Below are 15177 nucleotides of genomic sequence, written 5' to 3' on the forward strand. Positions count from 1 at the left end.
ATTATCCGCGTGCTGCGCGGATTTTTTATTGCTCAGAAATAACTGGATAAGCAAGAATGCATTGAGGTTTTATTTGCGCGCTGTATAATAATTTCTATGGTTAAATATTGAGAATGACGATTTTTGGAGGGGACGATGAACAAGAAACCGATTATTCGCTTCGAGAACGTCACCAAACAATACGACGGCGAAACGATATTGAACGATGTGAGCTTCGAAATTGAAAGCGGTAAGTTCTACACTTTGCTCGGACCCTCAGGCTGCGGCAAGACGACCATTTTGCGCCTGATCGCGGGATTCACAGAACCGACGGAAGGTCACATTCACTTCCGAGGCAAGGTGATCGACCGCATTCCCGCCAACGAGCGCCAAGTCAACACCGTATTTCAAGACTACGCTTTGTTTCCGCATTTGAACGTGTATGAGAACGTAGCGTTCGGCCTCCGGGTGAAAAAATGGAAAAAGCCCGACATCGACGCCAAAGTGAAAGAAGCGCTTCGGTTCGTCAATCTTGAAGGATACGAAACACGCGCCATCTCCGAGATGTCAGGAGGTCAGCGGCAGCGGGTCGCAATCGCCCGCGCGATCGTCAATGAGCCGGAGGTTCTGCTGCTCGACGAGCCGTTGTCCGCGCTGGATCTCAAACTGCGGACCGAAATGCAGTATGAACTTCGCGAGCTTCAACGGCGTTTGGGAATCACATTTATTTTCGTTACGCATGACCAGGAAGAAGCTTTGGCGATGTCCGATGAAATTTTTGTCCTCGATCATGGGATCATCCAACAGACAGGGTCGCCTACGGATATATACGACGAACCGATCAACCGATTCGTCGCGGATTTCATCGGGGAGTCGAACATCGTCCCCGGCCGCATGATCCGTGATTTTCTGGTAGAGTTTGCCGGAAGGACTTTCGAGTGCGTAGACGGAGGCTTCTCTTCGGACGAGCCTGTAGAGATCGTCATTCGGCCGGAAGATTTGGAAATTACAACACCGGACCGCGGGAAAATGAAGGTGCGCGTAGACAGCCAGCTTTTCCGCGGTGTCCATTATGAAATCATCGGCTACGATGAGTCCGGCAACGAATGGCTGGTTCACTCGACCAAGAGGGTTAATGTGGGAGCGGAAATCGGCCTTGATTTCGATCCGGAAGCCATTCATGTCATGCGTTTCGGAGAAACGGAAGAGGAATTTGACCGGCGGCTGGAAGCCTATGAGAGTTCCGAGAGCGGGGGCGCTTCCACATGACGGGAAGAACGCGGAATTTCTATCTCATTCCTTATGCCGCTTGGATGCTGCTCTTTGTTGCGGCACCCATTGCGCTGATCGTTTATTATTCCTTATTCGATATTGAAGGAAAGTTCTCTTTTACCAACTATCAGAAGTTTCTGTCTCCGATTTATTTGAAAATGACGCTATACTCGTTCTGGTACGCCTTGCTGATTACGCTCTTTTCTTTGCTCGTGGCCTATCCGACCGCTTATGCCTTAACCCGTACCAAGCACAAGCAGTTATGGCTGCTGCTCATCGTCCTGCCGAGCTGGATTAACCTGCTGCTGAAGACATATGCCTTCCTCGGCTTGTTCGGCACGTACGGTTTAACGAATGCCATACTGGAAACGTTGGGACTTGGAACGCATCAGATTCTCTTTACCGATTTTAGCTTCATTTTTGTATCGGTGTATATTTTTATCCCGTTCATGATCTTGCCGATCTTCAACGCTTTGGAAGATATGAATTCTTCTTTGCTGGACGCCTCGCGCGATTTGGGAGCATCGGCCTGGATTACCTTCCGGCGCGTCATTTTTCCCTTGACACTGGGCGGCGTAAAGGCGGGATGCCAAGCCGTATTCATTCCGGCACTTTCTTTGTTTATGATCACTCGGCTCATTGCCGGCAACAGGGTGATCACGCTCGGAACGGCCATCGAACAGCATTTTCTGGTCACTCAGGACTGGGGAATGGGCTCGGCGATCGCCGTCGTATTGATTATCGTAATGGCGCTTGTCATGATCGCAACCGGCGAGCGGAAGAGGGGGGTCAAGGATGCGTAGCAGGAACGGCACACCCGCCAATGCTTATCTCTTTGTCGTTTTCTTGATTCTCTATGCCCCCATCCTATATTTGTTGTTCTACTCGTTTAACAGCGGTGGAACCATGCACGGATTTGAAGGCTTCACTTTCGAGTGGTACCAAGAGGTCTTTCAGGATACGAGACTGTTCGTCATTGTGCTGAATACGGTTGTGATCGCTCTTCTGTCTGCCGCGATTTCCACCCTATTCGGAGTGATGGGCGCGCTGGCGATTAACCGGATCCGCCGCCGTCGTAACCGCAACGCTTTGCTCACCGTGAACAATGTCCTGATCGTAAGTCCGGACGTCATTATCGGCGCATCCTTCCTGATTTTGTTCACGATGGCCGGAATCAAACTGGGCTTCATATCGGTACTGCTGTCACATATTGCGTTCAGCATTCCGATCGTCGTTCTGATGGTGCTGCCCCGACTGCGCGAAATGAGCCCTACTTTAATCGATGCGGCAAGGGACCTCGGAGCAAGCGGGTGGTACGTGCTGAGCAGGGTCGTCCTGCCATTCATCCGTCCGGGCATTTTTGCCGGGTTTTTCATGGCGCTGACCTATTCGATGGACGACTTTGCCGTTACTTTCTTCGTAACAGGCAACGGTTACTCTACATTGTCCGTTGAAATCTACGCGCGCGCCCGACATGGCATCTCCTTGTCAATTAACGCACTCTCGACTCTGATTTTCCTCTTTACTTTGGCGCTGGTGGTCGGTTACTACTTGATGAACCGCCGCGGAAATCGCCGTCCGGGATGGGGGGCGCCGCTGCCGTGAAACCGCTAGTCCGATTATTTACTGTCGTGTTTGCGGCGGCATTCGTCCTGATGTATCTCGTTGCCCGGCTGAACTCCGCCCAAGGATTGTCCGACGGCCATACTCTGACGATCTACAACTGGGGAGATTATATCGACCCGGAGCTTATAACAGAATTCGAAAATGAATCGGGGCTTAAGGTGATCTATCAAACGTTCGATTCGAACGAGGCCATGATGACGAAGATCGCCCAAGGAGGTACGACTTTCGATGTTGCCGTTCCTTCGGAATACGCGATCGCCAAGATGACCCAGGACAATCTGTTGCTGCCGCTCGATCATTCCCAACTCCCGAATCTGAACAACATCGATCCGCGGTATCTCAACTTGGATTTCGATCCGGACAATCGTTATTCGGTGCCTTATTTCTGGGGTACTGTCGGCATCGTGTACAACTCCAAGCTTTTGGGCGGCAGGGAACTTACGAGCTGGAACGATTTGTGGGATCCTTCGCTAAGGAATCAAATTCTGATGGTCGACGGGGCCCGCGAAGTCATCGGCCTTGGACTGAACAGTTTGGGGTATTCCTTGAACGATACGAATGAAACTCATCTTCAGGAAGCGCGGCACAAGCTGGAAGACCTCATGCCGAACGTGAAGGCGATCGTGGGAGATGAGATCAAAATGCTGCTCGCAAACGAGGAGGCGGCAGTAGGGGTCGTTTGGTCCGGCGACGCGTCGGAAATTATGGGGGAGAACGATAATCTGGATTATGTAATACCTTCGGAAGGCTCGAATTTGTGGTTCGACAACATGGTCATTCCTAAGACGGCCCAAAACGTTGAAGGAGCCCATAAGTTCATCAACTTCATGCTTGATCCCGATCATGCCGCAAGGAATGCCGAGTACGTCGGATACGCCACTCCCAATATGAAGGCGCTCGAATTGTTGCCCGAAGAAATCTCGGGGGACGAGCGGTTCTACCCGGCGCCCGAATTGACGAATAAGCTGGAGATCTATCGGAATCTCGGAAAACGTATGCTGGCTCATTACAATGAGCTGTTCCTCGAAGTGAAGATGCACCGAAAATGAACGAGAGCCGCCCGCCGGGCGGCTCTTTCTATATGTAAAACGTTTGCTTAAGGGATGCCGCGATTTCACTTTTGCCGTGAAAGAAACCTGAAAAGACAATGAACAACAGAAAGCAACTTGAAACGATAAAATAACCCTCTTGTCCAAGTGAGATCCTTTTTTTATTGTTAATATGAATTTTTTTAATAGGCGTTACTTTCACCTGAGATGTTGAATAAGTAGTGAAGACAATAATAGGAGGTATGGGAATGAACAATCGGGCTGTGAAAAATCTTCTGATCGGCATCATGGTTTTGTTAATGGCTCTTCCCGTTTTATTGCCGCAAGGAGTCGCTAGAGCGCAGGCGACGACAACGAACAACTTTTTCAACGTGATCATGCAAGATGGTGCCGATCCTTGGATGATGAAGCATCCCGATGGCTGGTATTATTTCACGAAAACGACAGGCGGCAATGTGACCCTGTGGAGATCCAAATCCATTACGGGGGTGGATGCGGGAGATTCCAAAGTGGTCTGGACTCCGCCGGCGAATACTTCTTACAGTCAGAATATTTGGGCCCCTGAACTTCATTATTTGGATTACAAATGGTATATCTATTTCGCGGCGGATGACGGCCGTAATGAGAGCCATCGCATGTATGTACTTGAAAATGAGAGTGCGGATCCTTTCACCGGAACGTGGACGTTCAAAGGGAAGATTTCCGACTCCACGGACCGCTGGGCCATTGACGGAACGGTTCTTGAAGCAGGCGGCATCAAGTATTTCATTTGGTCCGGTTGGGAAGGCACGACGAATGTCAAACAAAACCTCTATATAGCCCAAATGACCAATCCTTGGACAATCGGATCGGAGAGGGTGCTGATTTCTTCCCCCACGTACCCTTGGGAGACCAACACCGATCCTAAGGTGAATGAGGGTCCGGAAGTTATCGTGAAAGGCAATACGATTAATCTGGTATATTCGGCAAGCGGAAGCTGGACGGATACTTACAGTCTCGGACTCATTACGGCTTCCATTTCCAGCAATTTGTTGGATCCGACTTCTTGGACAAAGAAGAATACCCCAATCTTCCAAAGCGGTAACGGTATCTATGCACCGGGCCATGCCAGCTTCGTGAAATCCCCTGACGGAAGTGAAGATTGGATTATTTATCATACCGCACGGCATCGGGGAGCCGGGTGGGACCGCAATATTCGAACGCAAAAATTCATCTGGAATTCAGATAACACGCCTAACTTCGGAACACCGGCAAACCCCAATATTCCGATCCAACTGCCTTCCGGGGAACAGTCCAGGTCTCGATATGAAGCGGAAGACGCGCTGCTGGCCAACGGCCCGAGAGTCGTGGATGAGGCAAGCGCATCCGGCGGCAAGAAAGTCGGATTCAAAGATAACCTCGACAGTTATATTGAGTTTACCGTTACGGTGGAGAACGCCGGCTATTATGTCCTGGCAGCCCGCACGGGGACAGGCATAGGCGGTTGGGCTCTGGATTCCCTGCAGATCAATGGAGGCGGAGCAACCAATTTCTATGTGATTAATTCCGGTTGGAACAATTGGGGCATGGCAACCGCCAATGTATACCTGGAGGCAGGGGTAAACAAAGTTCGTTTTACGAAAAAAGTGGGTTATGCGGAGTATGATTGTTTGGAAGTTTTCCCCGGAACAAAGCCGACACTCTTCCCAACGGACAGCGGACTGCTTGGAACAGGCAAAGTAGGGCCTATGACAGATAACTTCAATGACCCGATTCTGGGTAACCATTGGATTGTAGGTCCCGGCGAAGGTCAGGCGAATCCCGACTTCTGGTCACTGAACGCGAACAAAGGATTTCTGACCATAACGACTCAGGATTCGGACGTTTACCAAGGACGAAATCAACCGCTGAATTATTTCCTGCGCCAAGCTCCCCAGGGAGACTATGAGTTTACGACCAAGCTTGATTTCTCTCCCGAGAGAGGGTTTGAACAGGCGGGACTGACGATCTGGAACGGCCCGGATAACTTCATCAAGCTAGCATTTGTCTATACGGATCGGAAAGTATTTGAGACGGCCATGGAATCGGAAGGCCGCTATTTCGGGACTACTTCTCCGAATGATATAGGGGATGATGTGTATCTGAAAATCAAGAAGGAAGGGAACACTTACACCTTCTTCGCAAGCGGGAACGGAGATCAGTGGAGTTCGGTAGGAATTCCGTTTCAAGCCTCCTACGGCAATGAACAAATCGGATTGTTCGCTATTTCTCCCGTAAGTGGAAGGAATATTCCGGCCAAATTTGATTTCTTTAAGATCCATAAAGCGTCCAATTGATATAATGGAGTGGGAATATCCAAATCGTTCCAAAGGAGTTGTTTAACGTGACGATCAAGCTGAACCCGTATTTGAATTTTGAGGGCAACACGAAAGAAGCAGTCTACTTTTACGAAAAAGCACTGGGCGGAAAATTATTGGGCATCATGAGGTTCGGAGATATGCCGGAAGACCCGAATCATCCGATGTCGGAAGACATGAAAGATCTCATTATGCATGCGCAATTGAAAGTCGGCGACGCGGATCTCATGTTCTCCGACACGTTCCCGGGCATGCCTCATCAGGCAGGTGGAGATACGGTTCAAATTGCCATCCATCCCAGTGAAGAGGCAAGGGCGAGAGAAATCTTCGCCGCATTGGAAGACGGCGGACAAGTCATCATGCCCCTTCAGAAGACAGATTGGAGCCCCTTGTACGGGATTGTAAAGGACAAGTTCGGGGTTACTTTTCAAGTGAATGTCCCACAGGAGCAGTCACAGTAAGCGTGTAATTTATTATAGAGAGGCGGATTAATAAAATGGAAACAGGCAGCAAAGCAAACATAACGGTAGAAGCCATCATTCATAAACCGGTGGAAGAAGTATGGAAATATTGGGCGCAGCCGCAGCACATAACCCAATGGTGTTCTGCTTCTGATGACTGGCATGCACCAACTGCCGAGAATGATTTAAGGGTTGGCGGCAAGTTTGTAACCAGAATGGAAGCAAGGGACGGCAGTGCGGGTTTTGATTTTGGCGGTGTTTATGATGAAGTGAGAACAAATGAGTTGATTTCTTACACAATGGAAGACGGAAGAAAAGTTACGATTCATTTTATCGACCAGGGTAACGACACGAAGGTCGTTGAAACTTTTGAGGCAGAAGCTATCCACTCCGCAGAAATGCAACAAGCAGGCTGGCAGGCCATATTGGACAATTTCAAAAAGTATAGTGAAATGTCCAAAGAAGATTAAGATAAACCTTATGGGATCCGGCTTCGGCTGGATCTTTTTTTATTTGGAGGTACGATCTTTTCTGTTCTGTCACATCTCGAGACCCTTCCCCGTCATACAGGTAAAATTCGAAAGGATGATGAACGATGCAAAAGTATGATGCAGCGGTTGTTGGTGGAGGGATTGCGGGATTGACAGCTGCCATTTATGCAGCAAAGGCAGGAAAGCAAACAATCGTTATTGAAAAACAGGATCGTTTAGGCGGGCGGGCTATTTCGAATAAGAAAAACGGAGCTTACTTCAATTTGGGCGGGCATGCCTTATATAAGGGGCATGCGCACGAAACTTTCATGGAATTGGGTGTGAACGTGAGGGGCAATCAACCCTCGGCTAACGGTTATGGCCTGTGGAAAGGGAAATTGATTACGTTGCCGACGGATTTGAAATCTCTGTTCACAACCCAGCTCCTATCTTGGAAAGGGAAAATGGAGCTTGCTTCCTGGCTTATGAAATTCACAAAAATGGATACTCACGGCTACGATCGAATCAGTCTCCGCGAATGGATGGAAGGGAATGTGCGTGATCCGATGGTGCGTCATCTTTTTTATTCTTTATTACGAACCGCCAGTTATGTGGTTGGGCCGGACTTGCCGGCTGCGGGTCCTGTTCTCAGACAGCTTCAAAACGCACTTAACGGCGTGAAATATCTGGATCGCGGCTGGGGCGAGTTGGTCGAAGAATTACGAAAAATTGCATCCGAACTCGGAGTGAGGTTTATAACCCATAACAAGGTGATGACTGTCGAGATCCGCAACGGCATTGTGCAGCAGGTCGTTTGTGAGGATGGAACGAGAATTGCCGCGCGCAATGTCATTCTGGCCACATCGCCTTCTATCGCTCACCAGCTGGTGCCTTTTTCAGAAAAAACCGCCCTTCAAACGTGGAAAGAACAAGCGATCGAAATTACGGCCGCCTGCTTGGACGTTGCCTTGCGTCGTCTTCCGAAGCCGAAACAACAGTTTATATACGGGATCGACCAAACGATTTTCCTTACCAATCAATCGCGGGCGGCTTATCTAAGCGACGATGGGGCGCAAGTCATATCTCTCATCAAGTACCAAGGAAAAGAAAACGACCCGGACGAAGAGTTGCGTGAGCTTGAAGGCATGTTGGATTTGGCGCAGCCGGGATGGCGGGAACAATTAATGGTCAAACAATACTTGCCCAAAATAACCGTTTCCCACGATTTCATGCATATCAATCGCCGTGAAAATCCCGGACCTGCTGTTCCGGAAATTCAAGGTTTATATGTAGCAGGGGAATGGGCGTCGCATGGTGAACTATTAGTGGATGCCGCGACGGCAAGCGCCAAAAGAGCCATACAGCACATGCTCCATCTTGAGGGCAAGGGGAGGAACATTCTTGATGAGCATAGAGGAATTATATAAGGATTATAAAACGCCGCTTTTTTCGTTGGCTTATCGAATGTTGGGAAGTGTTATGGATGCTGAGGATATCGTACACGATGTCTTCTTGACCTATGACCAGCTCTCCGATCTCGGTGCCATTCGAAATGAAAGGGCCTATTTATACAAAATGGTAACGAATCGTTGTCTTGATCTTTTACGATCGTCCGCCAAAAAACGGGAATTATATGTCGGACCTTGGCTCCCGGAGCCCCTCGTGGAGAAAGGAGCTCCGGATGGCGACCCGTCCGATGCTTATTTACGGTCAGAGTCCATTTCGACGGCGTACCTTTTGCTTCTGCAGCAACTCAATGCGATGGAAAGGGCGGTTTTTCTTCTTCGCGAAATATTCGACTATACGTTCGAAGAAATTGCTGATATGGTCGGGAAAAGCAATGCAAATTGCCGGCAAATTTTCCATCGCGCCCAAAAAAGCATTCACTTCGATCCGGACCAACTCCCGTCGATTTCCGTTGCGGAGGAGAAGATTAACGATTTCGTGAAATTGCTGGTGCAAGGAAATACAGCGAAGCTTCTTGAACTGGTCAGTGAAAATGTTGTTTACTACGCGGACGGCGGCGGCAAAGTGAGAGCGGCACTTCTCCCGGTTGTCGGTTTCCAGCAAGTCATGAAATTGCATCAAAATCTACTCAACATGTATGCGGGCCAATTTACGCTTTCTTTCCTCATGGTCAATAGACTCCCTGGGATCCGAATTCAAATGGATGATGGGATTCAATACGTTTATTCTTTTGCCTATCAAGATCAAAAAATCCAAGCTATCTACAGCGTTGCGAATCCGGAGAAGTTAAGACATCTTCGAATTGAGGAGTTCACGAATTGAATTTATTTCATTAAGGAATAAATCCGGCTCACAATTAGAGCCGGATTTTGCTTTGGTTGGTACTAATAGAACAGTTCCAATCATAATCTGATCAAAGAAATCAATAAGAAGGGGCTTAAATTAATTTGATAAAAGTTAAGGTTAGTTTACGGCCCATGGTCAGTAGGATCAATCTACCCACTGTTATGAAAACGACCAGACTCCCGGGTGACTCCATTGAAAGATTATTTATTGCAACCCAGGCAGGAGAGATCTTTTACATAGGAGACGGAGTGATCAGGACTTTGTTAGATATCCGCCCGAGAATCATAAAACTAGGTGCTGCCAGGGGTGGGTATGATGAACGGGGTTTGCTGGGGCTGGCGTTTCATCCGGATTTTTATTATAACGGTCTGTTTTATCTTCATTATTCAATGGTTGGAACAGAAGGCCCGGGTGCTCTTTCTGAACGTTTTCAGCCAAACCCTTGTGATCCCGAAACGTTAAATTTAAGGTGGTTAAATAGAGAAGCGCAATATGATCATATTGATACAGTTGAAGAATGGATTTTACAATCGAATGGTCAACCGCAAATACGACGGACATTACTAAACTTAAGAAGACCGTTTTTCAATCATAATGGTGTCAACAGCTTAAACTTTTCACCTGAATCAGGAAAACTTGTGTTAACAACCGGAGATGGCGGCTCAGGCTATGATCCATTTAATTTAAGCCAGGACGATATGGAAATAGCGGGTAAAATCATCGAAATTGATGTAGCGAAAAATACATTTATAAATAATCCGCCGGTCGTCACACGTTTTCATGAACTTCCCGTACCTATTCAGGAAACGCTAACGGTAATTGCCAAAGGGGTTCGCAATATTCCAGGCATCTCATTTCAAAGTTTTAATCATCACTATATCAAATATGTGGGGAATGTCGGACAGGATTTGGCAGAGTCGGTTTTTTCATTCGTTCATTATAAACCCATACCGGTTACTCAACTGATTCAAGCTTTTTTAATGAACACTGAACCTGATCAAGATGGATTTATAAACTTTGGCTGGCGAGGGTGGGAAGGTGCTTTTCCTACTTCGATTATAAGGGGCTGCTCTGCAAATCCGACCTTGGACGAGAAAACAATTGTTTATTACAATGAAGCAGTAAAAACATCAGTGAGGCGTCTTCAGCCTTTAACGAGTTATTTTCAAAAAGATCCCCGGCCCGATAAATTTGGAGGAACTGCACTTACAGGAGTACAGGCGTATATGGGGAATGGAATCCCCGAGTTAACGGGAAGCGTTGTCTTTACTGATCTTGCCAGGGATGAACAATCCGGGCCTCCGGTTAGAGGGGTTTTAGCTTATACCAGGGTAAGAACAGATGGTAAACTCCATGATTTTCGTGTTATTGAAACCGATTATGATTTCGGATCTCAATCCGCTTATTATGTCAGTTTGGGAACGAATTTGGACCAAACCAGACTATATTTAGGGGTTTACGGCTCTATGAAAGTGACCGATTTTAATCAAGGTACTGTATTTGAAGTCGTTCCATAATGCAAAACCGCCTCGCAGTAGTAATCGCCCGCGCCACGCGGGTTTTTTTTGTTGTTGACACGACACCAAAGAAAGGTTACCTTCAACTCGAACAAACCGGACTCTCAAATGCACAAGCACTCAATGTAGCTAAGTATGGCTGGAGTAAATGGTGCGGCGAGTTTGAAAAGGTGTTGTAACAATAACCGGATAAGGATGATATCTGATGACGCAAGAATATATAGAACTCCGCGGCGCCCGGGAAAATAACCTTAAAGATGTATCTTTGCGCATTCCCAAGCGCAAAATTACCATTTTTACCGGGGTATCCGGTTCCGGCAAATCGTCAATCGTGTTCGATACGATCGCCGCAGAATCCACACGATTGCTGAATGAGAACTTCAGCACGTTCGTCCGCAACTTTCTGCCGCGTGTTCCACAACCGGATGCAGACGCGATCGAGAACTTGAGCATGGCTGTTATTGTGGATCAGAAGCGTCTGGGCGGCGGTTCCCATTCCACGATGGGCACGATTACCGATATCTCACCCATTCTCCGCCTTCTCTTCTCCCGAGTGGGTCAGCCCTATGTTGGGCCAGCGCACATGTTCTCGTTTAACGATCCGCAAGGCATGTGTCCCGAGTGCAACGGGATTGGTCGCAGCCTGTGCGTCGACATGAGCAAGGCGCTGGACAAATCAAAGTCGTTGAATGAAGGGGCAATCTTGCTGCCGGGCTACACGGTGAACAGCTTCGATTGGACAATGCTCTTACAGTCGGGGTCTTTCGATCCCGATAAGAAGCTGAGCGATTACTCGGAGGAGGAACTGGAACAACTGCTGTACGGCAAGGCCAGGAAAGTGGCGACGCAGTTCGGCGGGAAGACAGTGAACATTACGGTGGAAGGCTTCATCGAGAAGTTCACCAACAAGTACATCAAGCGGGATCTGAAGACGATGTCTGAGCGCACACAACAAGCTGTTGCGCCGTACATCACCGAGGGTAGCTGCTCCAGCTGTCACGGAGCTAGACTCAGTCAGGCCGCGCTCAATTGCAGAATCAATGGACTGGGCATTGCGGAGATGTCCTCCATGGAGACTGGACAGCTCATCCGCGTCATTCGGGAGATTGACGATCCCGTCGCCGCGCCGGTCGTCAAGTCGCTGACGGAGCGGCTGCAGCATCTGGTGGATATCGGACTTGACTACTTGACGCTGGACCGTGAGACGGACACGTTGTCTGGCGGCGAGTCTCAGCGCGTCAAGATGGTAAAGCACCTGAGCGGCAGTCTGGTGGATGTCACTTACATTTTCGATGAGCCCAGCGTTGGCTTGCACCCCCGTGATGTACACCGGTTGAATGAATTGCTCCAGAAGCTGCGCGACAAGGGTAATACCGTGATTGTCGTCGAGCATGATCCCGATGTGATCAAGGTGGCGGATCATATTGTCGACGTCGGGCCTCACGCCGGCAGCCACGGTGGTACCATCGTGTATGAAGGAAGCTTCCAAGGTCTGCTGGAGGCTGGTACACTGACAGGCACCCATATGAAGCGGCCGCTCCAACTGAAGCATGATTGCAGGAAGCCGTCCGGCAAGCAGTCCATCAAGGATGCTACACTGCATAACCTGCGGAACGTGAGTGTAGATATTCCAACCGGAGTATTGACAGTCGTTACGGGTGTCGCCGGCTCAGGCAAGAGTACGCTGATTAACGATATATTCCTCAGCCAGCATCCGGACGCGATCGTCATCGACCAATCGGCGGTAGGCGTGTCAACACGCTCGAATCCCGCGACCTATACAGGCATTATGGATGATGTTCGCAAGGCGTTTGCTTCCGTAAACAAGGTTAATCAAAGCTTGTTCAGCTTCAACTCCAAGGGGGCTTGCGAGAACTGCCAAGGGCTGGGTGTTGTGTATACGGACCTTGCATACCTCGACAGCGTGAAACTGCCGTGCGAAGTATGCGGAGGCAGACGGTTCAAGGATGAGGTGCTCGCGTACAAGCTGAATGGTAAATCCATTGCAGAAGTACTGGAGATGACGGTGGAGCAGGCATTGGATTTTTTTCAGCTAAAAGAGGTTGTGCGCAAGCTCCAGGCGATGAGTGACGTGGGGCTGAATTATATTACACTCGGCCAGCCGCTCAGCACGCTCTCGGGCGGGGAATGCCAGCGCATCAAGCTGGCAAGCGAACTGCATAAGAAGGGCAGCATCTATGTGATGGACGAGCCGACGACCGGCCTGCATATGTCAGACATCGGTCACCTTCTGGGGATCATGAACCGCCTCGTGGATGCCGGTAATACGGTGATCGTCATCGAGCACAACCTCGATGTAATCAGCCAAGCGGATTGGATCATCGATATGGGACCTGACGGAGGCAGCAAGGGCGGTCAAGTGGTGTTCGAGGGCACCCCTGCGCAGATCATCCGTGCAAAGCAGTCGATTACGGGAAGATACTTGAAAAATTGAAAAGGGGGGTTCCTAAATGACAAAAGGGAAAAGGAATCCTAAAATTGATCCATTTTTTAACAAGGCGCAAAAGTGGAAGGAAGAATTTGCGAAGTTGAGAGATATCGTTCTTGACTGCGAACTGACCGAAGAATTTAAGTGGATGCATCCTTGCTACACGTTTCAGAATAAAAACATCGTTTTAATCCATGGATTTAAAGAGTACTGCGCGCTTCTGTTTCACAAAGGCGCCTTATTAAAAGATCCCCATGGAATCCTTATCCAACAAACGGAGAATGTACAGTCGGCGCGCCAGATTCGGTTCACCAATGTTCAAGAAATAGATGAGATGCAGCTTATTTTGAAAACTTATATTGATGAAGCCATTGAAGTTGAAAATGCCGGTTTGCAGGTGGACTTTAAAAAGCATGCGGAATACATCGTTCCTGAAGAATTAGAAAATAAATTCGTTGAGATCCCTGACTTGAAAACGGCTTTTGAAGCCTTGACGCCGGGACGGCAAAGAGCGTACATTCTTCATTTTTCCGGGCCCAAACAATCCAAGACTCGGGAGTCAAGGGTTGAAAAATATATTCCGCAAATTCTCAATGGAAAGGGATTAAATGATTAGTATACTTGTAAAAATAATAAAGTGCGGCCGTGAAGATTTTGATTATATAATGATCAAAAATCTGATATAACTTTTTTTGACTTCCGCGCAGTGCGCGGATTTTTTATTTCATGCATGTGCCGATTCTAATTTAATCCCCAGTAAACTCATAGTATTTATTGACATAAAACGACCTATCCTCTAATATGCTAATAAACGAATCTATAATAGAAACATGCATTTCTATTATAGAAACACAGAAACCTAAGGGAGGAATATAGATTGATGGATAATAACGACCTTTCAGCATGCGAGCTCCCGGATACCGGAGCGCCATGGAGCTTTCGTACAGAACCTTCCCCTAGATGGGTGCGCGTGAAATTCGGCGGGGAAACAATTGCGGACAGTAAACGCGTGCTGCTGGCTTTCGAAACGGGATCGCTTCCGGTCTATTATTTCCCGAAGGAAGACGTCCGGATGGATCTGCTTGTTCCTTCCGATTATCAATACGCATGTTCGCACAAAGGAATCGCCAGTTACTGGTCCATTCGCGTGAAAGATCGGGTCTCGGAGAACGCAGCATGGAGCTATTTGACACCTAATCCTGCCGCGAAGGAAATCGAGGGCTATATCTCCTTCTATTGGAGCCGTACAGACGCTTGGTTCGAGGAGGAAACCGAGGTATTCGTACACGCGCGCGATCCGTATACCCGAGTGGACGCGATTCCGAGCTCGCGGCATATTCAGGTCGTGGCCGGCGGAGAAACGATCGCCGACAGTAAACGGCCGGTCATCGTTTTCGAAACGGGATTGGTTACGCGTTACTATCTTCCGATTGAAGATGTCCGTCCCGGCGTGCTCATTCCGTCCGAAAAAACGACGCGCTGCCCCTACAAAGGCATAGCGACTTATTGGGATGTCAAGGTAGGAGACAAGGTGTACAAGGACGCGGTTTGGAGCTATCAGAAGCCGGTCGGAGCCGTGGAAGAGATCGCGGGGCTCGTCTGCTTCTACAGTGAAGAAATGGATGCTTTGTACGTAGACGGCCAGAAGTGGTCTTTGCCGTCTAATCAGCGGCTTCCTTATAAAAGGCTGGAAAAGTAATGGGAA

At 48.6% G+C, this 15177-nt stretch carries 13 protein-coding genes; all 13 read left to right on the forward strand.

What is annotated here, in order from left to right:
• The first annotated feature begins 135 nt into the window (after positions 1-135).
• Complete coding sequence (locus tag E5161_RS01495) at positions 136-1248, forward strand: ABC transporter ATP-binding protein (protein ID WP_136775821.1); 1113 nt, start codon at positions 136-138, stop codon at positions 1246-1248.
• Positions 1245-2054 (forward strand): ABC transporter permease, encoded by an 810-nt coding sequence (locus tag E5161_RS01500; protein ID WP_136775822.1) that lies wholly within the window; start codon positions 1245-1247, stop codon positions 2052-2054. The genes E5161_RS01495 and E5161_RS01500 overlap by 4 nt, the downstream gene beginning before the upstream one ends.
• Complete coding sequence (locus tag E5161_RS01505) at positions 2047-2856, forward strand: ABC transporter permease (protein ID WP_136775823.1); 810 nt, start codon at positions 2047-2049, stop codon at positions 2854-2856. Before E5161_RS01500 ends, E5161_RS01505 begins: the two co-directional genes overlap by 8 nt.
• Entirely contained in the window at positions 2853-3926 is a 1074-nt protein-coding gene (locus E5161_RS01510; protein WP_136775824.1) for an ABC transporter substrate-binding protein, read from the forward strand. Before E5161_RS01505 ends, E5161_RS01510 begins: the two co-directional genes overlap by 4 nt.
• A gap of 248 nt (positions 3927-4174) precedes the next feature.
• On the forward strand, positions 4175-6241 hold the full coding sequence (locus tag E5161_RS01515) for a family 43 glycosylhydrolase (RefSeq protein ID WP_169306545.1): 2067 nt from the start codon (positions 4175-4177) through the stop codon (positions 6239-6241).
• Between the two features lie 47 nt (positions 6242-6288).
• Positions 6289-6723 carry a VOC family protein gene (locus tag E5161_RS01520; protein ID WP_136775825.1) on the forward strand — a complete coding sequence of 145 codons (435 nt, stop codon included), beginning with the start codon at positions 6289-6291 and terminating at the stop codon, positions 6721-6723.
• A 35-nt stretch (positions 6724-6758) separates the two neighbouring features.
• Complete coding sequence (locus E5161_RS01525; protein WP_136775826.1) at positions 6759-7193, forward strand: SRPBCC family protein; 435 nt, start codon at positions 6759-6761, stop codon at positions 7191-7193.
• Between the two features lie 125 nt (positions 7194-7318).
• A complete protein-coding gene (locus E5161_RS01530) occupies positions 7319-8620 on the forward strand; it encodes a phytoene desaturase family protein (protein ID WP_136775827.1) in 1302 nt (433 codons plus the stop codon).
• Entirely contained in the window at positions 8598-9482 is an 885-nt protein-coding gene (sigJ, locus tag E5161_RS01535) for an RNA polymerase sigma factor SigJ (protein WP_136775828.1), read from the forward strand. The genes E5161_RS01530 and sigJ overlap by 23 nt, the downstream gene beginning before the upstream one ends.
• A gap of 125 nt (positions 9483-9607) precedes the next feature.
• A complete protein-coding gene (locus E5161_RS01540; RefSeq protein WP_136775829.1) occupies positions 9608-11023 on the forward strand; it encodes a PQQ-dependent sugar dehydrogenase in 1416 nt (471 codons plus the stop codon).
• Between the two features lie 205 nt (positions 11024-11228).
• On the forward strand, positions 11229-13478 hold the full coding sequence (locus tag E5161_RS01550; protein WP_136775830.1) for an ATP-binding cassette domain-containing protein: 2250 nt from the start codon (positions 11229-11231) through the stop codon (positions 13476-13478).
• Between the two features lie 16 nt (positions 13479-13494).
• Complete coding sequence (locus E5161_RS01555; RefSeq protein WP_136775831.1) at positions 13495-14088, forward strand: YdeI/OmpD-associated family protein; 594 nt, start codon at positions 13495-13497, stop codon at positions 14086-14088.
• A gap of 264 nt (positions 14089-14352) precedes the next feature.
• Positions 14353-15171 carry a DUF427 domain-containing protein gene (locus E5161_RS01560; protein WP_136775832.1) on the forward strand — a complete coding sequence of 273 codons (819 nt, stop codon included), beginning with the start codon at positions 14353-14355 and terminating at the stop codon, positions 15169-15171.
• Positions 15172-15177: the final 6 nt, after the last annotated feature.

The organism is Cohnella pontilimi (assembly GCF_005049045.1).
In the GTDB taxonomy this organism is placed as follows: Bacteria; Bacillota; Bacilli; order Paenibacillales; family Paenibacillaceae; genus Cohnella; species Cohnella pontilimi.

Coding starts and splice junctions, on each gene's coding strand:
- E5161_RS01560 (WP_136775832.1), top strand. CDS start 14,353: ATGGATAATAACGACCTTTCAGCATGCGAGCTCCCGGATACCGGAGCG.
- E5161_RS01515 (WP_169306545.1), top strand. CDS start 4,175: ATGAACAATCGGGCTGTGAAAAATCTTCTGATCGGCATCATGGTTTTG.
- E5161_RS01550 (WP_136775830.1), top strand. CDS start 11,229: ATGACGCAAGAATATATAGAACTCCGCGGCGCCCGGGAAAATAACCTT.
- E5161_RS01500 (WP_136775822.1), top strand. CDS start 1,245: ATGACGGGAAGAACGCGGAATTTCTATCTCATTCCTTATGCCGCTTGG.
- sigJ (WP_136775828.1), top strand. CDS start 8,598: ATGAGCATAGAGGAATTATATAAGGATTATAAAACGCCGCTTTTTTCG.
- E5161_RS01555 (WP_136775831.1), top strand. CDS start 13,495: ATGACAAAAGGGAAAAGGAATCCTAAAATTGATCCATTTTTTAACAAG.
- E5161_RS01505 (WP_136775823.1), top strand. CDS start 2,047: ATGCGTAGCAGGAACGGCACACCCGCCAATGCTTATCTCTTTGTCGTT.
- E5161_RS01495 (WP_136775821.1), top strand. CDS start 136: ATGAACAAGAAACCGATTATTCGCTTCGAGAACGTCACCAAACAATAC.
- E5161_RS01525 (WP_136775826.1), top strand. CDS start 6,759: ATGGAAACAGGCAGCAAAGCAAACATAACGGTAGAAGCCATCATTCAT.
- E5161_RS01530 (WP_136775827.1), top strand. CDS start 7,319: ATGCAAAAGTATGATGCAGCGGTTGTTGGTGGAGGGATTGCGGGATTG.